The sequence below is a fragment of the Ideonella sp. genome (assembly GCF_041287625.1).
GTDB lineage: Bacteria > Pseudomonadota > Gammaproteobacteria > Burkholderiales > Burkholderiaceae_C > Ideonella.
On record NZ_JBGGNH010000033.1, the window covers coordinates 81322 to 103991 of the forward strand.

The 22670-nt window shown below is 67.7% G+C and carries 20 protein-coding genes; 5 read left to right on the forward strand and 15 right to left on the reverse strand.

Annotated elements, in window-relative coordinates:
* The first annotated feature begins 60 nt into the window (after nt 1–60).
* Entirely contained in the window at nt 61–798 is a 738-nt protein-coding gene (locus ACAH41_RS13560) for a hypothetical protein (RefSeq protein ID WP_325652614.1), read from the forward strand.
* A gap of 27 nt (nt 799–825) precedes the next feature.
* Here the strand turns inward: ACAH41_RS13560 and ACAH41_RS13565 are convergent, their stop codons facing one another.
* From ACAH41_RS13565 to mnmG, 3 genes are all read right to left on the reverse strand, one after another.
* On the reverse strand, nt 826–1608 hold the full coding sequence (locus ACAH41_RS13565; RefSeq protein WP_325652612.1) for an AAA family ATPase: 783 nt from the start codon (nt 1606–1608) through the stop codon (nt 826–828).
* Nucleotides 1609–1919: 311 nt separating this feature from the next.
* Complete coding sequence (gene rsmG, locus ACAH41_RS13570; protein WP_325652610.1) at nt 1920–2582, reverse strand: 16S rRNA (guanine(527)-N(7))-methyltransferase RsmG; 663 nt, start codon at nt 2580–2582, stop codon at nt 1920–1922.
* Nucleotides 2583–2625: 43 nt separating this feature from the next.
* The gene (gene mnmG / locus ACAH41_RS13575) at nt 2626–4587 is read right to left on the reverse strand and encodes a tRNA uridine-5-carboxymethylaminomethyl(34) synthesis enzyme MnmG (protein ID WP_325652609.1); all 1962 of its coding nucleotides are present in this window, start codon (nt 4585–4587) and stop codon (nt 2626–2628) included.
* A 196-nt stretch (nt 4588–4783) separates the two neighbouring features.
* On the opposite strand from mnmG, the gene ACAH41_RS13580 reads away from it, so the two are divergent.
* Nucleotides 4784–5041: a YkgJ family cysteine cluster protein gene (locus ACAH41_RS13580; protein WP_325652608.1), complete on the forward strand. Its 258-nt coding sequence runs from the start codon at nt 4784–4786 to the stop codon at nt 5039–5041.
* Nucleotides 5042–5056: 15 nt separating this feature from the next.
* Here the strand turns inward: ACAH41_RS13580 and ACAH41_RS13585 are convergent, their stop codons facing one another.
* The 4 genes from ACAH41_RS13585 to ACAH41_RS13600 form a co-directional block, all read right to left on the reverse strand.
* On the reverse strand, nt 5057–7270 hold the full coding sequence (locus tag ACAH41_RS13585) for a peptidase domain-containing ABC transporter (protein ID WP_325652606.1): 2214 nt from the start codon (nt 7268–7270) through the stop codon (nt 5057–5059).
* A 3-nt stretch (nt 7271–7273) separates the two neighbouring features.
* On the reverse strand, nt 7274–8539 hold the full coding sequence (locus ACAH41_RS13590) for an HlyD family efflux transporter periplasmic adaptor subunit (RefSeq protein WP_325652605.1): 1266 nt from the start codon (nt 8537–8539) through the stop codon (nt 7274–7276).
* Between the two features lie 329 nt (nt 8540–8868).
* Complete coding sequence (locus tag ACAH41_RS13595) at nt 8869–9039, reverse strand: hypothetical protein (protein WP_325652603.1); 171 nt, start codon at nt 9037–9039, stop codon at nt 8869–8871.
* 128 nt (nt 9040–9167) lie between these two features.
* Nucleotides 9168–9896 (reverse strand): autoinducer binding domain-containing protein, encoded by a 729-nt coding sequence (locus tag ACAH41_RS13600; protein ID WP_325652601.1) that lies wholly within the window; start codon nt 9894–9896, stop codon nt 9168–9170.
* Nucleotides 9897–10255: 359 nt separating this feature from the next.
* Between ACAH41_RS13600 and ACAH41_RS13605 the strand changes: the two genes are divergently transcribed.
* The gene (locus ACAH41_RS13605) at nt 10256–10408 is read left to right on the forward strand and encodes a hypothetical protein (protein WP_325652599.1); all 153 of its coding nucleotides are present in this window, start codon (nt 10256–10258) and stop codon (nt 10406–10408) included.
* A 107-nt stretch (nt 10409–10515) separates the two neighbouring features.
* Here ACAH41_RS13605 and ACAH41_RS13610 read toward each other — a convergent pair whose 3' ends face one another.
* The 7 genes from ACAH41_RS13610 to ACAH41_RS13640 all read right to left on the reverse strand — a co-directional run bounded on the left by ACAH41_RS13610 (nt 10516) and on the right by ACAH41_RS13640 (nt 19386).
* On the reverse strand, nt 10516–11679 hold the full coding sequence (locus ACAH41_RS13610) for an ABC transporter permease subunit (RefSeq protein ID WP_325652597.1): 1164 nt from the start codon (nt 11677–11679) through the stop codon (nt 10516–10518).
* The gene (locus ACAH41_RS13615; protein WP_325652595.1) at nt 11676–12467 is read right to left on the reverse strand and encodes an ATP-binding cassette domain-containing protein; all 792 of its coding nucleotides are present in this window, start codon (nt 12465–12467) and stop codon (nt 11676–11678) included. The genes ACAH41_RS13610 and ACAH41_RS13615 overlap by 4 nt, the downstream gene beginning before the upstream one ends.
* Nucleotides 12464–13945: an alpha/beta fold hydrolase gene (locus ACAH41_RS13620; RefSeq protein ID WP_325652593.1), complete on the reverse strand. Its 1482-nt coding sequence runs from the start codon at nt 13943–13945 to the stop codon at nt 12464–12466. The genes ACAH41_RS13615 and ACAH41_RS13620 overlap by 4 nt, the downstream gene beginning before the upstream one ends.
* 267 nt (nt 13946–14212) lie before the next feature.
* On the reverse strand, nt 14213–16174 hold the full coding sequence (locus tag ACAH41_RS13625) for a S9 family peptidase (protein WP_325652591.1): 1962 nt from the start codon (nt 16172–16174) through the stop codon (nt 14213–14215).
* A 145-nt stretch (nt 16175–16319) separates the two neighbouring features.
* On the reverse strand, nt 16320–17921 hold the full coding sequence (locus ACAH41_RS13630) for a thioredoxin fold domain-containing protein (protein WP_325652589.1): 1602 nt from the start codon (nt 17919–17921) through the stop codon (nt 16320–16322).
* A gap of 128 nt (nt 17922–18049) precedes the next feature.
* Complete coding sequence (locus tag ACAH41_RS13635) at nt 18050–18331, reverse strand: DUF427 domain-containing protein (RefSeq protein ID WP_325652588.1); 282 nt, start codon at nt 18329–18331, stop codon at nt 18050–18052.
* A complete protein-coding gene (locus tag ACAH41_RS13640) occupies nt 18328–19386 on the reverse strand; it encodes a LysR family transcriptional regulator (protein ID WP_325652586.1) in 1059 nt (352 codons plus the stop codon). The genes ACAH41_RS13635 and ACAH41_RS13640 overlap by 4 nt, the downstream gene beginning before the upstream one ends.
* 166 nt (nt 19387–19552) lie before the next feature.
* On the opposite strand from ACAH41_RS13640, the gene ACAH41_RS13645 reads away from it, so the two are divergent.
* Entirely contained in the window at nt 19553–20185 is a 633-nt protein-coding gene (locus ACAH41_RS13645; RefSeq protein ID WP_325652585.1) for an NAD(P)H-dependent oxidoreductase, read from the forward strand.
* A gap of 44 nt (nt 20186–20229) precedes the next feature.
* Nucleotides 20230–21123, forward strand: coding sequence for a pirin family protein (locus ACAH41_RS13650; RefSeq protein ID WP_325652583.1), 894 nt, complete (start codon nt 20230–20232; stop codon nt 21121–21123).
* A gap of 77 nt (nt 21124–21200) precedes the next feature.
* Here ACAH41_RS13650 and ACAH41_RS13655 read toward each other — a convergent pair whose 3' ends face one another.
* A complete protein-coding gene (locus ACAH41_RS13655) occupies nt 21201–22508 on the reverse strand; it encodes a DUF4397 domain-containing protein (RefSeq protein ID WP_325652581.1) in 1308 nt (435 codons plus the stop codon).
* Nucleotides 22509–22670 lie beyond the last annotated feature (162 nt).

The window sequence follows — 22670 nt, forward strand, 5'->3', positions numbered from 1 at the left end:
CCATAATGAAGTTCCGTCCGTCCGTCACTGTTGGGGTGCATGCCCCGGGAGGCATGTTTGTTGTTGGTCACTTCTCGTTTCCGGCTCGCTCTGCGCGGCGCCGATGCATCGCTGGCGCCATTTGCGCAGCGCTCCCGCATTCGCTCGGTCCCACGCCATGTGCCATGGCAGTTACTGGCTTGCGCCGCGGCACTGGCTGCCGGCTTGCCGGCCGCTGCATCCGCCGCGGGGCCCCGTGCCGGCGACGGCACCTGGTCCATCGGCCTGTACGGCGGCAAGCTGATCGAGGACAACCTGCTGGACATCGTCCCGCATGCCTTCGAAGGCAAGATCACCGGGCAGAACACCGTCATCGAGGGCGTGCTGGTGCGACGCAGCCTGCAGGACTTCGGCTGGATGAAAAGCTGGAGCGACTGGGGCGGCATCCCGGTGTTCAATGGCCTTGAATTCGGTGCCTTCCACCATCACGGCGGGCTGGACACCGATGAGCTGATCGCCGCCTGGCGCTTCGGCGCCACCGGCGCCAGCTTTGGTGGGCTGAACATCGACCTGGCGGGCAGTTTCGGTGTGTCTCACGCCTTTGGCGACAAGCCCTATGACAATCCCGACCACCACAAGAACAGCGAGAACTACGCGACGCTGTTCTACATGGCGCCGGAAGTGGTACTGCACCACGATGCCCTGCCCGGCTGGCAGCTGGGCTTTCGCATCCACCACCGCTCAGGCATCTATGGCCTGGTCGCGCCGTCCAAGGTCGGCTCGAACCACGTGGGCATGTACCTGATGCGGGACTTCTGAACCGAGCCCCGCGGTGAGATCAGGCGATCAAGCCGTCAGGCGCTGATCGCCCACCCGCTCGACCATCTCGGCAGCGAACTGCACAAAGGCTTGCGCGCCGCGGGAGGCCGGGTCGAATACGACGCCCGGCAGACCATAGCTCGGCGCCTCGGCCAGGCGCACGTTGCGCGGGATCACGCTGTCGAACACCTTGTCGCCGAAGTGCGCCTTCAGCTGCTCGCTGACCTGCGTCTGCAGCGTGATGCGCGGATCGAACATCACGCGCAGCAGGCCGATCAGCTCCAGGTCACGGTTCAGGTTGGCGTGCACCTGCTTGATGGTGTTGACCAGGTCGGTCAGGCCCTCGAGCGCGAAGTATTCGCACTGCATCGGCACGATCACGCCATGGGCGCTGCACAAGCCGTTCAGCGTCAGCAGGTTGAGGGACGGCGGGCAGTCGATCAACACGAAGTCGTAGTCGGGTGCGGCCACCTTCAGTGCGCCCCGCAGGCGCTCGTTACGCCGCTCCAGCGCCACCAGCTCGACCTCTGCGCCGGCCAGTTCGCGGTTGGCGCCCAGCACGTCATAACCGGCCTTCTCTGCCCTGACCTTCGCCTCGGCGACGCTGGCCGTTTCCAGAAGCACGTCGTAGACATTCGTCTCCAGCGTGCGCTTGTCCACGCCCGAACCCATGGTCGCATTGCCTTGCGGGTCCAGGTCCACCAGCAGCACGCGCTGGCCTACCTTGGCCAGGCCGGCGGCAAGGTTCACGCAGGTGGTCGTCTTGCCGACGCCGCCTTTTTGGTTGGCAATGCAGAAGATGCGGGACATGGACAGACAGTTGGCAACCGGGCCGGGGCAATCCGGCGAAGCCGGCATTGTCACCTGCGCGGGCCGGCTCCCGGCGGCCGGAAAGCCTGCTGTGCAACAAACCGCCCACGGCACGCAAGCGCCTGCCGCTGAAGTGCGCGAGACAAGGCCGGGCGCTGCACCGGCGGTGCTGTGGACAAACTTGTGGACAGCCCCTGTACAGCCAGTGGGTGAGCTGGGGATTCGGCGTGCAGAAGGCCCTCGCCAGCGTGGACAAGGCTGTGGGCAATGGGCCTGAACCGCTGGGGAACAGCTGTGGGTTGTCAGCAGGATCAGCGCGACGCCAGCCAGACCAGGCAGCGCTCGGCCGCGAGCCCCGGCACCTGCAGAGGCTGCACGCGTTGGATCACCACGTCTGCCGGCACCTCGGCCTGCTCGGCCTCCTGCAGCTTGGCCTTCATCGCCACCCACTGCCCGCCTTGCGCTAGGCGAGCCCGGCTCAAGGTCACGAAGTCGACCAGCGAAGCAAAGGCACGCGAAGTGATCAGCTCGAACGGCGGCTCAACCATGGCTTCCACGCGCTGGTGCGTGGCATTGAGATTGGCCAGCCCCAACTCCGCGCCCACTTGCCGGATGAAGCTGGCCTTCTTGGCCACAGTGTCCACGCAGGTGACGGACCAGGCCGGCCGGCAGATTGCGAGCACCACGCCCGGCAGCCCTGCCCCGCTGCCCACGTCCAGCAGGCGCCAGGGCGCCGCTGCGGCCGGGCGCTGCGCGGCAGCTTCGTCCAGCGGGCCGACCAATGCCAGGCAGTCCAGCAGGTGCTGGCTCAGCATCTCCTGCGGGTCGCGAATGGCTGTGAGGTTGTAGACCTTGTTCCAGCGCGAGATCAGGTCCAGGTAGGCCAGCAGCTGGGCCGGCGCCAACGGCGGCAGCGTCAAGTTCAGCGCTTGCAGGCCCGCCTCAAGCGAAGCCGAGAGTGGGTGGGGATTCATCACGCGATCGCGGCTTTTCGAAGTGAAAACATGGAGCCCGGTTTCAGGCTGCAGCCGGTGTGTCGTCCGGCAACGCAAAACTGCTCAAGCGCTTCTTCTTCAAGTGAACCAGCAGCAGCGAGATGGCGGCCGGCGTCACGCCCGAGATACGCGCTGCTTGGCCCAGGGTTTCCGGCCGGTGACGGCTCAGCTTCTGGCGCACCTCGAAACTCAGCGCGGTGACCTGACCATAGTCCAGCTCGGCGGGCAGCTTCAGCGCCTCGTAGGCCTGAGCGCGGCCGACTTCCTCGACCTGCTTGTCGATGTAGCCGGCGTACTTGGTGGCAATTTCGATTTGCTCAATCACCGCGTCTGCCAATTCGTCGCCCAGTTCGCCTCGCAAGGTTTCACGTGAAACACCCGCCTCGGGCCGCGCCGTCGCGGCGATGCTGGCGACGGTGTCGTAGTTCACGCCCGGACGGCGCAACAAATCGGTCAGGCTGTATTCGTGCTCGAGCGCCTTGCCCAACATCGCCTCAGCATCGATCGCCGGGAAGTTGCGCGGATGCACCCAGGTCGATTTGAGCCGCTCTGTTTCACGTGAAACAGCGTCGCGCTTGCGATTGAAATGGTCCCAGCGAGCGTCGTTCACAAGGCCAATTTCGCGACCCAGTTCGGTGAGGCGGGCATCTGCGTTGTCCTCACGCAGCTGCAGCCGGAATTCTGCGCGGCTGGTGAACATGCGGTAGGGTTCAGTCACGCCCTTGGTGATCAGGTCGTCGGCCAGCACACCGAGGTAGGCCTGGTCGCGCCGCAGTGTCACCGGCGCCTTGCCCTGCACCTGCAGCGCGGCCTGCATGCCAGCGTACAAGCCTTGCGCTGCGGCCTCTTCGTAGCCGGTGGTGCCGTTGATCTGACCCGCAAAGAAAAGCCCGTTCACCTGTTTGGTTTCGAAGGTGGCGCGCAGCTCGCGTGGGTCGAAATAGTCGTATTCGATCGCGTAGCCGGGCCGAAGGATGTGGGCATTCTCCAAGCCCAGCATCGAGCGCACCGCCGCCAGTTGCACGTCGAAAGGCAGCGAGGTCGACACGCCGTTCGGGTAGAACTCGTGCGTCGTCAGGCCCTCCGGTTCCAGGAAGATCTGGTGCGCGTCCTTGTCGGCGAAGCGACTGACCTTGTCTTCGATGCTGGGGCAATAGCGCGGCCCCACGCCTTCGATCAGGCCCGTGAACATGGGGCTGCGGTCAAAGCCGCTGCGGATGATCTCGTGCGTGCGCGCATTGGTGTGCGTGACCCAGCACGGCACCTGGCGAGGGTGCATGCGAGTGTTGCCAAGGAAGCTGAACACCGGCACCGGGTCCAGATCGCCGGGTTGCTCGGCGAGCTTCGAAAAGTCGATGCTGCGGCCATCCAGGCGCGGCGGCGTGCCGGTCTTGAGCCTGCCTTGCGGCAGCTTCAGTTCCTTCAGCCGGGCCGACAGGCTGACGGCTGGCGGATCACCAGCACGGCCGCCGGCGTGGTTCTGCAGGCCCACATGGATCTTGCCGTCCAGGAAGGTGCCGGCGGTCAGCACCACCGCCCGGCCCCGGAAGCGGATGCCGACCTGCGTCACGGCGCCAACCACGCGCTCGCCTTCCAGCATCAGGTCATCCACCGCCTGCTGGAACAGCGTCAGGTTGGGTTGATTTTCCAGCCGGTACCGAATGGCAGCCTTGTACAGCACCCGGTCGGCCTGGGCGCGCGTGGCGCGCACGGCCGGCCCTTTGCTGCCGTTCAGGATGCGGAACTGGATGCCGGCCTCGTCGGTGGCCAGCGCCATCGCGCCACCCAGCGCATCCACTTCCTTGACCAGATGCCCTTTGCCGATGCCGCCGATGGACGGGTTGCAACTCATCTGCCCCAGCGTCTCGATGTTGTGCGTCAGCAGCAGCGTGTCGCAGCCCATGCGGGCAGCCGCCAGCGCGGCTTCGGTGCCGGCATGGCCCCCGCCGACGACGATGACATCAAACTCTTTGGGATACAGCACGGCGTGCTCCTGGAAAGCGCAAGCAGCGTGGGCGGAAGCCTGGCGACGCTGCTTGCGCAAATGATGCGCAAGTTGGCAGGCCGACGGTTCGGCCAACCTTTGATTTTAAGGAATGCCGGCGGATCCGTCACGCCGGCAGGGTTGCCGACCAAGTGCCGCTCGAAAGCGCGCAGGTTTCACGTGAAACAATGCCGCCATGGAGTGCCGCCCCCATTGCGCCGCCTGCTGCATCGCTCCGTCGATCTCCAGCCCCATCCCCGGCATGCCACACGGCAAACCGGCCGGGCAGCGCTGCGTGCAACTGGACGACTTGGACCGCTGCCAGCTGTTTGGCGACCCGCGCAGGCCAGCGGTTTGCGGCTCGCTCCAGCCTTCGCCCGACATGTGTGGCGCGCACCGCGATCAAGCGATGCTTTGGATTGCCGACCTGGAGCGGCAGACGCGTCCCGCCTGAAGCGCCTGCGCGCGCTCAGGCCTCGTGGCCTCCGCCGCCGACAGCACCCACCGTGCGCAGCGTCTGCGCCACCCGCCCCGCCTGCAACACGATCACCCGCTGGGCGCTGGCAATCGTCTCGGGCCGGTGGGCCACGATGATGCGCGTCAGCTGCAGCTGCTGCACCGCCCGGTTGACCAAGCGCTCGCGGTCCACGTCCAGCGCGCTGGTGGCCTCGTCCAGCAGCAGGATGCGCGGCCGCTTGTACAGCGCCCGCGCGAGCAGCACGCGTTGCTTCTGTCCGCCTGACAGCGTGGTGCCCATGTCGCCCACCAGCGTGGCGTAGCCCATCGGCATCGCGGCGATGTCCTCGTGCACAGAGGCTAGCCGTGCGCATTCGACCACCCAAAGCGGATCGGCGTCCGGCGCGAAGAAGGCGATGTTGTCGGCAATCGAGCCAGCGAACAGTGGCTCGTCCTGCATCACGGTGCCAATCAAAGAGCGCCAGCGCTGCCGGCCGATGCGCGCCATCGGCAGGCCGTCGATCAACACCTCGCCAGCCTGCGCTTCGTGAATGCCCAGCAGCAGCTTCAGCAGCGTCGTCTTGCCGCAGCCGGACGGCCCGACGATGGCCACCGACTCACCCGCCGCGACCTCGAAGCTCATGCCGTTGAGCACCTCGGGCTCGGCGTCGGCATAGCGGAAATGCAGGCCGCCCACGGTCAGCCGGCCGCTGATGGCGGGCAGGTTGCCTCGCTGGCCAGGCAAGGCCGCTTCCGGGGGGGTGAGCACGATGTCCGCCAGGCGCTCGCCCTGCAGGCGCAGCAGCCGCAGCTCGCCGGCCTTGTCGATCAATGCGCTGGCGCGGGTCGCAAACTGCTCCTGGTAGGCCAGGAACGCGAACAGCATGCCGGCGCTGAACTGCTGGTCCAGCACCGCCAACGCGCCCAGCCAGATCACCGCCACCCGCTCCAGCCCGAAGATCAGCCGCTGGCCTACCGACATCACCAACTCGTGCCGGCGCAGCGCCAGCGCGGCGTTCATCGCGTCGACCACCAGGTTCATGAAGCGCGACTGGCGGCCAGCCTCGCCATTGAACAGCTTGATCGCGCCAACACCGCGCAGCGATTCGAGGAAGTGGCTGGCCTTTTTCGCCTCGTGCACCAGCGCTTCTTCCGAAGCCTCGCGCATGGCCCCATCCAGGCTCCAGCGCAGCAGCATGTAGAGCAGCACCGCGCCGATCGCCACCGCCGCCAGCAGCGGGCTGTACAGGCCCATCAGCAGCAGCGTCAGCAGCACCATCAGCCCGTCGATCAGGGCTTCCGCGAACTTGGTGCTCAAGGTGTCCTGTATCTGCTGCACCGCACTGAAACGCGACCAGATGTCGCCGGTGTGGCGGCGCTCGAACCAGTCCATCGGCAGCCGCAGCAGGTGGGCAAACACATTGCCCAGCCACTGGAACTTCAGCATTGCAGAGAGATGCAGCACGGCCCACGAGCGGGCCGCCCCGGTCAGCACCTGCAGCAGCACCAGGCCGGCAAAGCCCAGGCCCAGCGTGGTCAACAAGTCGCGCTCGCCGCTGACCAACACGCCGTCCACCACCCACTGCAGGAAAAACGGCGTCAGCAGCAGCCACAGTTCCAGCGCCACCGCCAGCAGCAGCACTTGGCCCAGCGCGCGCTTGAGCCCGCTCACGCGGCCCAGCAGCTGGCGCCAACGCAGAGGCCGCCGCGCGTCGCCCACGTGAAACCCGGCGCCTGGCGTGAACTCCAGCGCCACGCCACTGAAATGCGGCGACAGTGCCTGCAGCGTCATGCGCCGCACGCCGCGCGCCGGGTCGTGCACCGTGGCCATGCCGCGCTTGAACCCGGCCAGCACCACGAAATGATTCAGGTCCCAGTGCAGCACGCAAGGCAGCATGAGCCGGCCAAACTGCTCGGGCTCGGCGCGCAGCGCGCGGGGCGTCAGGCCCATCTCGGCGCCAATGTCGGCCACGTCAGCCGCGGTCGCGCCTTTCATCGAGATCTGGAAGCGCGCGCGCAGGCTGGGCAGGTCGGTGTGCATGCCGTGCGCGCCGGCAATCATCGCCAGGCAGGCCAGGCCGCACTCGGCGGCCTCGGTCTGCAGGATCAGCGGCACCTTGGGCCGCAGCCAGCCAAAGCGCAGGCGGGGTTCGGCCGGTTGCGACTCGTCCTTCAAGCTGCTGTTGTCGAGCTGCTCATCCTCGCTGCCCGTGCCCTGCCCTCGCATGCCTCAAATCCTCTTGCGCCAGCCCAGCAAGGGCTCGAACAACCACTCGGCCAGCCGGCGCCGCTCCAGCAGCACGTCAGCCTCCAGCTGCATGCCCGGCAACAGCGGGCGGGCCTGGCCATCGGCACTCATCGCCTGCGCGGCCAGCGCCACGGTGATGCGGTACATCGGCTCGCTGCTGCCATTTTGTTTCGCCGCCAGCGGCAGCAGCGCCAGCTCGGCGGCCTGGACTGGCGCCAGCGCGACCTGCATGACCTGGCCGTTCAGCCAGCCATAGCGCTGGTACGGATAGGCCTGCAGCCGCAGTTGCACCGCCTGGCCCACGGACACGAAGCCCAGCGCGCTGGACGGCGCATAAAGCTGCGCCTGCAGCTTGGCACCGGCCGGCAGCAGCGTCGCCAGCGCCGCGTCCGCATTCACAGGTTGGCCAGCGCTCACATTCACGCTGCTCAGCGTACCGTCCGACTGCGCGCGCAGCGGCAAAGTGCGCTGGGTCGCCGCCGCGTTGGCCCGGGCGGCCGCCTCGGCAATCTCGTCGCGCTGGCGCAGCAAATCGCTGACTTGCTGCGCCGACTGCAGCGGCAGTTCGCGTTGTTCCGCCTGAAGCTGTGTCAGCTCGCGCGCCAGCGTCTGGCGCTGCCGCTGCAGCGCCGCGGCCTCGGCGCGCAGGCCCAGCACGTCCTCGGCCCTGGCCTGTACCTGCGCGGAAGAGACGAATTGGGATTTCTCCAGCGCCTCCAACCGCGCCTGGGCTTTCTCGACCAACGCCAGCCGCTGCGCCTGCAAACTGGCCTGGTCGTCCAGCTGGGCGAGTTCGCGCTGCAGGCCTTCCGCACGCTCGGCCTGGCCGTGGGCCTGCTCACCCTGGAGGCGCGTCGCGCGCTGGGCGGCCTCTTCCAGACTGTGGATGCGGGCGTCGAAAGTCTGCTGCAGCTGGGCCTGGGAGCCCTCGTTCAGGCGCGCGCCGTCCACCCGCAGGATGAACAGCACGTCACCGGCATTCACCTGCTGGCCTTCAGCGACCGACACCTGCTGCACCGTGGCCGCCAGCGGCGGCACGATGCGCACCAGACCCTGGTCCGGCATCAGCACACCGCTCAGGTGCGCCCGCCGGCTGGCCTGGCCCAGCGCCAGGAAGGCGGCCACCAACGCCACGCTGAGCACCACCCCGGCGGTGACCCAGCGCAGGCCCAGCGGCCGCGACAGTTGAATCGCGCCCAGCCATTCCTGCTGGCGATGCTGCACCGCTTCGGGCCTGAACAAGCTCATGGCAGCTTGGCCCCTGGCCATGCTGGATTGGCAATGCGCATCGGCAGACAAGGCCTGGGGCTCATGGCCACATGATAGGAGGCCGACCCTCTCGGTTGAAGGCTACGGGCCACTTGCGGTGAACGATACGGGCCCTGAAAAAAAGCAAAGGGCGACCGGACACGAAGTCCGGTCGCCCATGCAGTTTTCGTTTCTTATATTCCCAAGACGTCCGTCCTGGCCTTCCCTTTTTTCCTTCTGGAGACCGAGTGACAGCGAGAAAACTGGCCTGCGCTTACCGCAGGCAACGACCGGATGCTTTGCCCGGTCGCGAGTGAATCAGGGGTGAATTACCAGGTGCCCTTGGGCAGATCGCCACCGTCGGTGCCACCGGATACAGCGCGCAAGGCCTGCCGATCCAGCGTGCGCAGCGGAGCAGCAACTTGCGGGGCGCGCCGGGCAGCGGCACCACGCGAGGCACCGAAGGCTTGGCGGACGAAAGATTTCAGGGCTTGCTTCATGGGGTCACTCCGGTGGGGTTGCGCGCATCTGTTTGCGCATGGCCTCATTGAAGCAAGTCTCGCCACTTGCCGACACTGTCAACTCTGACAGGGTCCGCGCGCCAGCAACAACCGCCGCCGGCGGTTCACTAGTGGATCAGGCCCAGCCGCAGGGCCTTCAGCACGGCCTGGTGCTTGTTGATCGAGCCGAGCTTGTGCATCGCGTTCTGCAAATGCAGCACCGCCGTGCGCTCGCTGATGCCAAGGATGGAACCGACTTCCCAGGCGGTCTTGCCTTCCATGGTCCAGCGCAGGGCTTCCAGCTCGCGCGGCGTCAGCTTGGGCCGCTCGAGCTGGCGCCCGGGCGGCACGAAAAGCCGCATCGCGGCATCCTGCGCATGTACCGCAAACAGCTGCAGGTCGGCCACGATGCGGCTCAGCGAACCGGGGTCGGTGGGCAGGGATTCGTCGCGGTCCACGCCCAGCGTGAAATGCCGGCCATCGGGGAAATGCATCGCCAGCGCGACGCCGGTGCGGTAGCCAAACGCCGCCTGCTCTTCCCAGAGCTCCCCGGCATCGTGGCTGACGTAGGTCTCCTGGTTCCAGATGATGGGCAGCGTACCGCGCCGGCAGTGCTGCATGACAGGGTCACGCCGGCCATCGGTGTTGTTGGTGAACACGTCGCGGAAAGCCTGCGGCGTGTTGTCCACGGTGATGAACTCGGACTGCGTCAACGACAGGTCGATCACCGTCATGGCCGACACATAGGTGAAGCCGAGCTCGTTGGCAAAACGCACGATCTCGCTGCGGAAATCGTCCCGCGACTGAGCCTGCATCACCGACAGGAAACTGCCGCCCAGCATCGGAGAACTGGTCATTCCAGGCCTCCGCTCGCGGCGCCAGGGCTTGTTGTCCAAGCCCTGACAGGTCTTACATCTAGCAAGCGCAAGACGTGCACTCCAGACTACCGGTCATGCTCTCGCCACAGAACGCTCCAACGCCCCGCAGCCAGCGCAGCACCATGCCACCCCCCTGGTCCATCTATTTGTGGCCCACGGTATTTTGTCAGGCAAATACGCAACGCCGGCTGCAATTCGTGCACTTGGGTACACGCATCACTCGCGGCGGGCCTCATGGCGAACGCCTTGCGGGTCAGACCATGTGGTGCGAGCGTACCCGAAAGCGAGAGGCCGGGTTGCTGTGGGATTGGGCAGAAATACAGCACGGCGTGGTTGCCATGGTCGACCCGATGGGCGTGCTGACCAATCTGCGCCTGGTCAGCGACGCCGGGGATGTGCTGAGCGCGCCGGAATCGGCGCTGCACCTGAGCCAGTTGGTCCGGCAACTGCCGTGGCAGGACGAAGTCTGGCGAACCGTCTGCCAAGCTTGAATGGAGCACCCGGTCTCAGGCGTGCCTGAGACCACCCGCCAAGCGGGTTGCGCAGGCCGCTTGGGGCGGCCCTGCGCTGGCCTGCGGCTGCGTGATCCGACCTTGCGTCAGCGCACCGCGGCGCGCTTGAATTGCCGGGCCACGAAGGCCAGGCAAAGCACGGTCAGGAACGCGCAGGCGAGCAACGGCTGAGCCCATTCGATGGGCGTGATGGGCTCGCCGCGCAGCACGCGATTCATCAGCGTGGATTGCGCGAGCGCCGGCAGCCACAGGTGCCAGGGCTTCTCGCCGTCCTGGTTGATCATGTTCATCATCGGCAGCAACGAGACGACGAGCACGATCACCGTGGCGCTGGCCTGCGCCTCCTTGAAGGTCTTGCAGCGGATCGCGATCGCCATCAGCATCGCCGACAAGGCCCCCGCCAGCGGCAGCAGCAACGCCAGGAAGGCCAGCGCCTCGGGCAAGCCGTACTGGAAGGTCGCCGCCAGCGTTTCGCTGCGCAGCAGCCATTGCCCCGGCAGGAAGCTGAAGCTCGACAGCAGCGCGATCAGCATGGCCACCGCGGCCACCGCGCCCCACTTGCCCAGCACCAGCGCACCACGGCTCGCCGGGTTCATCAGCAAGGGCTCCAGCGAGCCGCGTTCGCGCTCGCCAGCGGTGCTGTCCAGCGCCGCATTCAGCGCGCCGTAGAGCACGGCCATCAACACGAAAAACGGCAGCATCGCGGTCAGCCGTGCTGCGCGCGCAGCCGGGTTGGCCAGGTCGCGCTGCTCCACTTGCGTGGCCTGCAGCAAGCCCATCGAGACGCCCCGCAGCGACAGCCTCAGCGCCGCCTGCTCGCGATTGAAGCCCAGCAGCAGGTTCATGATGCGGTTCACGCTGCCTTCGGCGCGCTGGTTGGCGCTGGAGCTCACCAGCTCGACCAGTGGCATCTCGCCCTTGGCCAGGTCGGCCTCGAAGTCCTTCGGGACCACCACCACCGGGTCGCCCAGCTTGCTGGTGTCCAGCTGCCGCTCGTAGTCGGCCGGCGCTTCGCTGACCGTGTAGGTCTGGCGCAGCAGGTAGTTGTGCAGCGTCGGCGCGTTCGCCAGCCCGGCCACCACCACCTGGCGCGCCTCGGCCCGCTTCTCGATGCTGGAGACCAGCGTGGAGATCAGCACCAGCACCAGCGGCCCCATTGCGACCGAGCTGAGCAGCACGGTCAGCAACGTGCGCCGGTCGCGCAGCGCGTCGACCAGCTCCTTCCAGAACACACTCCACGCGGCATTCATGACAACCCCCTGCTCGCGGCCAGCGCCTGGCTGGTCCGCTCTTCTTCACTGAACGCCAGGCTCACAAAAGCCTCTTCGAAGTCCTTTTCGCCGGTGCGCGCCAGCAGCGCCGGCACCGTGCCTTCTGCCACCGTGCGGCCGTGGGCGATCACCACCACCTCGTCGCACAGCCGCTCGACCTCCTGCATGATGTGCGTGGAGAAGACGATGCACTTGCCCTCGTCGTCGCGCAGCCGGCGCAGCGCCTCGCGCAGGCTGCGCGTGGCCAGCACGTCCAGCCCGTTGGTCGGCTCGTCGAGGATGATGTTGGGCGGGTTGTGCACCAGCGCACGGGCCAGCGCCGTCTTCATGCGCTCGCCCTGGCTGAAGCCATCGGTACGGCGCTCCAGCAGCGGCGCCATGTCCAGCACCTTGGCCAGCGCGTCGGCACGAGCGCTGGCCGCGGCGCGGCTCATGCCATGCAGCCGGCCGTAGTAGACGATGTTCTCGCGCGCCGTCAGCCGCGGGTACAGCCCGCGCGCATCGCTCAGCACGCCCAGCCGCGCCAGTGCGGCCATTGGCTCCCGCGCCACGTCGATGCCGTCGACCGCGATGCGGCCGGTGTCCGGCGGCAGCAGCGCGGCGACCATGCGCAGCGTCGTCGTCTTGCCGGCGCCGTTGGGCCCGAGCAACCCGGTGATGCGGCCGTCCCGCGCCTGCCAGCTCACGCCGTCCACCGCCAGCACCGTGCGCGCCTGCTTGCCGCGGCCCTGCTGGAAGCGCTTGGCCAAATCCTGTACCTCAATCATGACGCGGCTCCTGAGGCGGCGGGGGAAGTTGCCGGTGCCTGCTGCAGCGGCAGCAAGGCGGGCGGGCGCGGCAACTGCTTCGTGCAGCCGGCGTCTTTGGGCGCATCGGCCAGCGCCTTTGCCGCGTCGTCCTGGTTGATGAAGCGGTAGACCACGTCGCGCATGCAGCCCTGGGCCATCACGCCGTGGCCGCTGTTGGGCACCACCACGTGCACCGCCTGCGGGCCCAATGCCTTGGCGACACGCGCCGCATGCCGCGGCGGCGTCACCGGGTCGACCGCGCCCGACAGCAGCAGCACCGGCGCCGTGGACGGGTGCACCTCGTAGAAGGCCGGCGGCAGCTCGCCACGGGGCCAGTCGGTGCAGGCGCGCTGGTACATGCGCGCCTGGCCGTCGCCAAAATCGGCGCCAGGCTTGTCGGTGCCCAGCGGCATGCGCGGCACGTCCTCGGCGCAGACGACCGAGAAGTGCATGCCGCTGGCAATGCCCAGCCCGCGGCCACCGCCTGCAGCCCCCAGCCCCAGGCCGACCAGCCCGGCAAAGCGCCCATCGCTGGCCTCCTGCACCGCCAGCGGCAGGCCGGCGGCCAGCCACGGCGCGTACAGCGGCAGCCGGACCACGCCGGTCAGCATGTCGCGTGTCAGCGTCACCTTTTCCTCGCGGCCGGTCATCGGCTGCGGCAGCGTCACCTCGCGCGGCAGGCTGGCCAGGATCTGTTGCCATTGGCTGCGCAGCGCGGGGTACTGCGTGTGGCAGGCAGTGTCGCGCTCGCAGTCGCCGAACAGTGCGTCCAGCGCAGCCTGCGCGTCGGTCGAGAAGGACAGCGGCAGCACCATGTCCGGCGGCGCCACGCCGTCCAGCACCAGGCGGCGCACCTGCTGCGGGAACTGGCGCAGGTAGTCCAGTCCGGCGCGCGTGCCGTAGGAGCCGCCCATCAGGTTGATCTGGCCGTAGCCCAGCGCTTGGCGCACGGCTTCGAGGTCGGCCATCGCGATGGGGGTGGTGAACTGGCGCAGGTCACCGTAAGGCAGCTTCTGCAGCCGCTCGCGGCAGCGCACCAGCAGCGCCGCTTCGCGTTGTGGGTCGGCGCTGTCGCGCAGCGAGCGGGTCGGCGCTTCGTCGTCGCAGCGCAGCGGTGCGCTGTCGCCGGTGCCACGCTGGTCGACCAGCACCACGTCGCGCCGGTTCAGCAAGCGGGCGGTGATGCGCTGCACCGTGCCGGCCAGCTCGATCGCGCTCTGGCCCGGGCCGCCGGCCAGGAAAAACACCGGGTCGGGTTTCGGGTTGCGCGCCACAGCCGGCAGCACGGCCACGTGCAGGTCGATCTGCACGCCGTCCGGCTTGCCCGGGTCCAGTGGCCGCTTCAGCACGCCGCAGCGCGCACCGACCTCCACGCCCTTGAGCCGGCACGGCTGCAAGGTCAGGCCCGAGGCTGTGGCGGCCGCCGCGGGCGCGGGCAGGCAAGCAAGTACCGACACGGCCAACGCCAACGCGGTCGCACTGTTGCACACCACGGACAGCGGACGGGGCAACGGCCGGCGCCCGCGGCTTCGCGCGGCGGGCCAGAGGGGAAGGATGAATTGCATGCGGCGCATTCTCGCCAGCACCCGTTGCCGCCAGACATCGCCCCCCATGAATGGCAGATCGGCAGACACGAGCGGCGGGCTTTCGTGCATGAACAGCGGCCGCCGCCCGCCCATGAAAAAAGGGCCCGCAGGCCCTCTTCGAGGGTCGGCGAAGCGGGCTCAGGGCTTCAGGTGCTGGCCGAAGAAGCTTTCCATCGCACCGTAGAACTCGAACTGGTTCTCCTCGTTGTGGAAGCCGTGGCCTTCGTTGTCCTTCACCAGGTACTGCACCGTGACGCCGCGCTTCTTCAGCGCCTCCACCACCTGGTCGCTCTCGGCCTTGTTGACCCGCGGGTCCTTGGCGCCCTGGGCGATCAGCAGCGGCGTCTGGATGCGGTCCACGTGCAGGGCCGGCGAGGTCGCGGCCAGGCGCGCGTTGTCCTTCGGGTCGTCCGGGTTGCCGACCATCGCGTACATCTGCTGGCGGAACGGTTCCCAGTACGGCGGGATGGTCTTCATGAAGGTGAACAGGTTGGACACGCCGACGTAGTCCACCGCAGCCGCGTAGAGCTTGGGCGTGAAGGTCACGCCGGCCAGCGTGGCGTAGCCGCCGTAGCTGCCGCCATAGAGGCCAACGCGCCTGGGGTCTGCAATGCCTTGGCTCACCAGCCAGGCCACGCCGTCGCTGACGTCGTCCTGCATCGCCAGGCCCCACTGGCCGAAGCTGGCCTCCCAGAACTTGCGACCAAAGCCGGTCGAGCCGCGGAAGTTCATCTGCAGCACGCAGTAGCCGCGGTTGGCGAGGAACTGCACCTCCTGGTTGAAGCCCCACTGGTCGCGCGCCCACGGGCCGCCGTGCGGGTTGATCACGCAGGCCAGGTTCTTGGGCGCGCGGCCGACCGGCAGTGTCAGGTAGGCTGGGATCTCCAGCCCGTCGCGGGCGCGGTAGCGCACCGGCTGCATCGTCGCCATCTGCGCCTCAGGCAGCTTGGGGTTGATGTCGGCCAGCTTGCTCAAGGTGTCGGCCTTGGCGTCGTACAGGTAGCGCGTGCCAGGCGTTCGGTCGCTGGCGGCGGCGACCACGAACTTGTCCTCGGCCAGCGTGCTCGCCTGCAGCATCAGCTCATAACCCGGCAGCTTCTCTGCGAGCTTGGCGTAGAGCTGTGTGGTCGCCGCGTCGAAGCTGTGGCGGCCCTGCTTGTCCTCGGTGAACTCGGCCACCGTCAGCACCTTGCGCAGGCGCGAGTAGCTGGCGCCAGAGAGGTCCACCGCCGGATGTTCGTAGACCACCGTCTCGGCGTCCGGTTTGGCCGGGTCCAGCTTGACCAGCGCCTTGCGGTCCCGCCCGCGGTTGGACAGCAGGTACAGGCCCTGGTTGTCGAAGTCGAAGAACTGCGGGCTGACCTCGGTGCGGAAGTCGGTCGCGATGAGGGTCTTGAACTCGTCGGCCTCGGTCGCGCGGTACAGCAGCTGGTTGTTGACACCGTCGGACGCGACCGCCACGCGCAGCTTGCCGGCATGGTCCGGCAGCCAGGCGACGATGTTGCCGGGGTTGCGCGCCACCAGCGTCTCGGCGCCGGTCTTCACGTTGACGCGGTAGACGTCCATCACCTGCTTGTCGCGCTTGTTGTGCTGCAAGAGGATGTTGTCCGCGTCTTCGTCCAGCGTGTCGATGATCTCGGCCCGCGCGCCTTCGTACGGGCTCAGGTCGCGCACCTGGCCGGTGAGCGCGTCGACCGCGACCACGTGGAAGTTCTCGTCGCCGCCGAAGTCCTTCTGGAACAGCAGCGTGCCGTCGCCTTTCCAGAAGTAGTTGGCGATGTCGCGTGCGCTCTCGCGCGTCAGCTGGCGCGGCTGGCCGGTCGGCTTGCTGCCGTCCAGCGCCTGCACGAAAAGGTTGCGCCGCGGCGTGGGGCCGCCGTCACCCACGGCGGGCTGCATCCAGGACAGCCAACGCCCGCCGTCGCTGATGCGGAAAAAGCCCTGCGGCGGGCTGGCGAAGAAGTCGCGCAGCGGGAATTGCGGCGCAGGCGTGACCGCAGGCGCCTCTGCGGCCCAGGTCCGCAGCGACGCGGTGGCCAGCAGGCCGGTCAGCAGCGCAGGGGCCAGCAAGGGCAGCGCGGTCTTGGCATGAAATGGCATGAGCAATGACTCCCGAAATTTCTGGAATCCACATGCTCGCTTGCCACGGCCAGTGCCGGTAGCCGGCTGCGACCGGCGCACGTTTGCGCCGCATGAAGCGCTGGCCGGCAGGATGAGCGGCGCAGGCCGCCCATCCTCATCGCGCTCAGGCGCGGGTCTTGATCAGGCCTTCGCAGGTCGTCTTCTGGCCATCGGCCGCCGGCAGCTTGCCGCAAACCGGGGCCAGCTGCGCGCGCAGCCGGTCCAGCGTGGCCTGGTGCGCGCCCTTGGCGTTCCACTTGCCGAGTTCCACGCCCACCTTCTGCAGCGACCGCGCGCTGCGCTCGTAGAAGGCGCCTTCCTGGCCGGCGGCTTCGGTGAACAGCTGGGCGGCGACCTTCTCGATCTTGGCCGAGTCCTGCGGCGCCATGTCGACCAGCGCGCTCAGGTAGCTGGAGCCCCACTGCAGCCGCGTGGCCGGGCCTTCGCTGGTATTGAAGGCCTTTTCGTACCAACCCAACGCCTCGGCCTTTTTGCCCTGCTTCTTTGCATTGCCGCCCAGGTGGCTCATCAGGTAGTACGGCGAGTGGCTCTTGCTCAGGTTGCTCTTCAGCAGCGCATCGCTTTCGGTCCACAGGCCGGCTTCACCCAGCGCGTAGGCCACGGAACTGATGACGGCCTGGCGCTCGTAGCCATCGGTGATCTCCTTGTCCATGGCCGCGGCCATGTCACGCACTTCCTTGAGCAGCGGCGCGGGCAGCTTCGGGCGCAGCGTTTCCTTGGGCTGATCCAGCCTCGCCACGCCGACGCGGGCGATCAACGCCGAGACGCGGTCGCTGCGCGACAGGCCGGCGTCGGCCTGCAAGCGCTGCAGCGCGCCGTCCATCGCGGTGGCCAGGGCCGCGCGGTCCGGGCCGGCGGTCGGCGCCAGCGCGTTAACGACGTCCGGCGCTGCATTGACCAGCACGTCCATCAGCGTGCGGCTGGCGACCGGGTCGGCCAGCAGCTTCTTGACGCGTTCCCGCGTCGCGGCGTCCGGCTTGATGCCCTTGCCTTCGTCGCTCTCGGCCAGCGCCTTCAGCAGCAGCCGGGTGCTGGCTTCGGCTTCGCTGGCGGGTGCGGCGGCAGACAGCTGGGCCAGCAGGCCCGGACGGTCGTTCGGCGAGACGAGCTGGGTTTCGTCGGTGTCCCAGGAGTAGAACGACAGCATGCGCCATTCGTTGGCGCTGATGGGCTTGCCGGCGCGGGCGTCATCCAGCACGGTCTTGATCGGCCGGCCACCGGCCAGGCCCATCTGCAGCACGTTCATGACCTGCGGCGCGTCCACTTCACCCGGCAGGCGGGTGATTTCCTGGCCGTCCGGGCTGAACAGGATCATGGTCGGGTAGCCGCGCACCTTGAAGCGGGCGCCCAGCTTCTGCGCGCCGGGCAGGTCACCGTCGATGTGCACCGCGACAAAGCTCTTCGAGCGCTCGGCGAAGTCCTGGCGGTTGAACAGCGTGGCCTTGAGCTGGTTGCACGGCGGGCACCACTTGGCGCCCCAGTACACCAGCACCGGCTTCTTCTCGGCCTTGCCTTGCGCGAAGGCCTTGTCCACGTCGGCATCCGCGCCGGCGGGCAGCCAGGCGACATTGCTCGATGGCGGGCTGTAGGCCGCCTGCGCGGCCGGCAGGCCGGCGGTCACCAGCAGCGCGGCGGTGGCCATCGCGGCGCACAGCGCGCGGGTGCGGAAAACAAAAGCGGGGGAAGACACAGGCCGGTTCAGCACGTCGGGCTCCGAGAAAGCTGCCGTCGGTTCCTCGCCGGCTCGTGGCCGGCAAGGCGCTTGGCGGCCAGCCGTTGAAGGGTGGGGAAAATCCAGCCGCCGATTGTGCGCCAAGCCGCTTCAGTCCGTCTTCAATCCGTGACCTGCACGCCCTTCCAGAACGCGACCCGGCCCTTGATCTCGGCCGCCGCCTCGCTCGGCTCAGGGTAGAACCACACGGCATCCGGGTTCATCTCGCCGTTGACGAACAGGCTGAGGTAGTGCGCCTGGCCTTTCCACACGCAGCTGGTGCGGTGGTTGCTGAAGGTCGTGAACTCACGCTTCAGCGCGGTTTCGGGGAAGTAGTGGTTGCCTTCGAGGGTGACGATGTCGTCGCTCTCGGCGATCACGGTGTGGTTCCAGATGGCTTTCATGGGGTCTGCTCCAGTTGAGGGGCCGCTGCCATCGTCGTGGCGGCGGCCGGGGATGGCAAGGGTTCAGCGACAGGCCGCAGCGCCGGCAGCGAGTGCCGCAGGTCGGCCGCCGCCTCGTGTTCGCGGCAAGGCGCCAGCGCGTTGACCAGCGTGTCGATGAAGGCCCGGGTCTTGGCTGGCATCAGCCGGCGCTCGGGGAACACCGCCCAGGCCGGCACCGGGGGCAGCGTCCAGCCCGGCAGCACCTGCACCAGCGTGCCGTTGCGCAGGTAAGGATAGGCGAAGAAGTCGGCCACTGCCGTCACGCCCAGGCCGGCCGCGGCCAGCTGCAGCAGCATGGCCGGTGAATTGGCCAGCGTGCGGCGGGTCGGCATCCCCGTCCACACCTCCAACCCGCCCTGCGCGTCACGCCAGCTCAGCGACCACGGCGGCGGCTCGCCGGCGCGGGCGCCCAGCACCAGCGCATGCAGCGTACAGCGCTCGCCCGCCAGCTCGGAAGGGTGCGTCAGCTGCGCATGCGCCTTGGCCCAGGCCGGGGAGGCGTACAGCGCGCCATGGAAGGTCACCAGCCGGCGTGCGCCCAGGTGGGCGTCGTCCGCCAGCTCGCCCATGCGCACCGCCAAGTCCACGTTCTCGGCCATCAGGTCCACCTTGCGCGGCGACAGGTCCAGTTCCAGCGTGACCTTGGGGTGGCGCAGCGCGAACTCGGCGATCGCGTTGCCCAGCACCAGCATCGCCACGTCGCCCGGCAGCGAGACCCGCAGCACGCCGCTGGGCTCGGCCTGGCGATGCTGGGCCAGCGCCAGCGTGCTGTCGACCTCGGCCACCACCTGGCGCGCGTGTTCGAGCACCGCGGCGCCGAACTCGGTCACCGTCAGCCGGCGCGTGGTGCGCAGCATCAGCCGCTCGCCCAGCAGGCTCTCCAGCGCCGAGAGCCGGCGCGACACGGTGGACTTCGGCAGGCTCAGCCGGTCGGCCGCCTTGCTGAAGCTGCCGGCGTCGGCCACGTGGGCAAACAAGGCCAGGTCACTTGGGTCAACGGTGGGGGTGCTCATCGCAAAAGCTCCAGAAAGCATCGGCTGCCAGGGGCTTGATTGTTCCACCAATAGAACAAAGAAAGCCATCAGCCCGGCTTTATCGCCAAAGACAGAATCAATACAGTTCATTCCATCGATCTCCCTCCCTGAATCTCTCTCCTCCCCAACTCACCGGAGCCTCACCATGAACATCCTGCAAATCAACTCCAGCGCCCGTGCCTTCGAAAATGGCGCCGGCTCGCATTCCACCCGCCTGGCCAATGAACTCAGCGCCGCACTGCTGGCGCAAGCCCCGCAAGCCAAGCTGAGCGTGCGCGACCTGGCCCGCGAGCCACACCCGGTGCTGGACGAAACCGCGCTGGGCGCGCTGTTCACCCCGGCCGAGCACCGCACCGAAACGCAAGCCGCCCGCGTGGCGCTGGACGACGCGCTGATCGCGCAGCTGCAAGCTGCCGACGTCGTTGTGCTGGGCGTGCCGATGTACAACTTCGGCATCAGCAGCCAGCTGAAGAACTGGATCGACGCGATCGCCCGCGCCAAGGTCACCTTCGAATACACCGCCAACGGCCCGCGCGGCCTGCTGACCGGCAAGACCGTCTATGCAGTGCTGACCCGCGGCGGCATCCACCGCGACCAGCCGCATGACAGCCAGGTGCCGTACCTGCGCGCCGTGCTCGGCTTCCTGGGCATGACCGACGTGCGCTTCGTCTACGCCGAGGGCCTGGCCATGGGCCCGGACGCCGAAGCTGCCGCGCTGGCCAATGCCCGCGCCGAGATCGCCACCCACCTGGGCCTGGACAACACGGTCACGGCCTGATCGCCCAGCGCACATCCTGCATCACTTCCCAAGGAGATTCTTCCATGAGCACCCCCGTCCTCTCCCCTGCCACGGCCTTGGTTGGCGCTGCACTTCAGCAGCCGCGCCGCGTCGAACGGCTGGTGGCCGGCCAGGCCACCAGCGATGGCGCAGGCGTCAAGCTGACGCGGGTGCTGACGCAGGACCTGCAGTACCGCCTCGATCCGTTCCTGATGCTGGACGCTTTCGGCTCGGACAGCGCCGACGACTACATCGCCGGCTTCCCGAACCACCCGCACCGCGGCTTCGAAACCGTCACCTACATGATCGCCGGCCGCATGCGCCACCGCGACTCGGCCGGCCATGAAGGCCTGCTGCAGAACGGCGGCGTGCAGTGGATGACCGCCGGCCGCGGCCTGGTGCACAGTGAACTGCCGGAACAGGAATCCGGCCGCATGGAAGGCTTCCAGCTGTGGCTGAACCTGCCCGCCAAGGACAAGATGGTGCCGGCCTGGTACCGCGACATCCCGAGCGCCGAGATCCCGGAGTTCAGGGCCGAAGGCGTGACGGTGCGCGTGATCGCCGGTGAGGCGACAGGCGTGAAGGGCGCGATCCAGCGCCAGCACACCGAGCCGCTGTACCTGGACATCCACCTGGCCCCGGGCGCCAGCTTCGCGCAGGCCCTGCCAGCCGAATTCCACGCCTTCGCCTATGTCTACCGCGGCGAAGCGCAGATCGGCGACAAGCCGGTGCCGCTGCAGCGCATGGCCATCCTGGCGCAGGACCAGGGCAGCGACGGCGTGGCCATCCGCAACGAAGGCGACGCAGAACTGCGCCTGCTGCTGATCGCCGGCCGCCCGCTGCGCGAGCCCATCGCCCAGTACGGCCCGTTCGTGATGAACACGAACGAGCAGGTCTTCCAGGCGGTGGAGGACTTCCGGGCGGGGCGGCTGGGCTGAGCACCGTGCCCACGAAAAAGGCCACCCGAGGGTGGCCTTTGCCTTGTCTGTATCAAAGGGGCAACGCCCCGGCGCGGTCAGCGCTCTGGCACCCAAATGCCTTGGGGCGTGCCAGTTTGGTCATCAAACACGAACATGGTGTAAACACCCTTCGCCAGCGCGTTGTCACCTGAGGTGTCGTTGTCACCCGAGCTGTACACAGTGACGCCTGTGGATGGCGAGCTGACCTTCACCTTCACGGTACTCGTCGACCCTGTCTTGCTCTCGTAAGCCGGTGACCGGATTGCCCTGAACCCCAGGTTGCTGACCACCGGCGTGGCCGCTACCGACATGGTCAGGTTGGTTGACGCCAACGTGTTGGAAAGATGCAGCATGCGCACCTTGTAATTCGTCGATGAGGCCGGGAGACGGTTGTCGTCCACGATCACGGCCACCGGGTTGGCGCCGCTCACACCGGTCACCGCCAAGGTGGTGTCCGTGCCTGCCCCCAGTGACAGGGTGAGGGTCGAAAATTCAGCGCCGTTCGCAGACGTGTGCACGGTCACGCTGCCGGCATCCACCAGCGCGTAGCTTCCCACTTCGCTGGTATACAGGCCGTCAGCCAAAGTGACATCCCCGATCGTCGACGTGATCGCCGAAGCATCGGAGGTCGCAGCAACCACGCGGACACGGGCCTTGGTCGTGTATTGCTGGGTCAAGCCGCCGCCCTGTTGCAAGCTCATGCCGTTCACCAGCAGGCCGCCAGGAGTAGGCGTGAGGATCAGCGTCATCACGCCTTTGCTGGGCAGCACGACGCCTGGCACGTCCAGGCGCACGTCATCGGTGTTGCCGGCCGCCGTCACGCGCAGGCGGTAGGTACCCGAGGTGACGATGCTGAAGGCGGAGCGTGTGCCGCCGTCCACTGAAGCGCGCACCGCGGACGCCGAGGCGAGGTCGTCGTCCTGGGCGGTCAGGTAGACGTCCACGCTGCCGGCGTCGCTCGAAGTGTTCAGCACGCTGTATTTGGTCTTGCCACTGTCGGCGTCGTCTTCGTTTTCAGTGATGACCGCCGACTTCAGCGCGCCGTCCCAGCCGTAGGCCACGACGGAGTACTTGTCGGAGCCGGAGAATGTCCGGCTCTGGGTCAGCAGTTCGGTCGCCGAGCCGGAAACGGTCAGCGCTGTCGTGACATCGCCGCTGGCCACGTCATGGAAATCACTGACGGTGCCGAAGCCGACCGCCGAAACCTTGAGGTCGTCCTTGACATACAGGTCCAACGAGCTGTAGCCCGGGCTGGCGTTGATCAGGCGCGCCGAGGTGCTGCCGCCGCTATCGCTGCTTCCGCAGGCGGTCAGCAGGCTCAACGGCAGCACGGCCAGCAGGCCAAGCAGGGTTCTCTTCTTCATGCGAACGGTCCAGTCTCTTGCAGACAAAAATTGGGGGACGTGAAAGGAATTGTGAAGCGGGCTTCGTTGCTGGCCTGTTGCCGGGCACCGAACACTTTCGTCCAACACCTGCAGCAGGCCACGGCAGCAAGCCGCCGCAACTCCCTGGCCCGGCCACTGCGC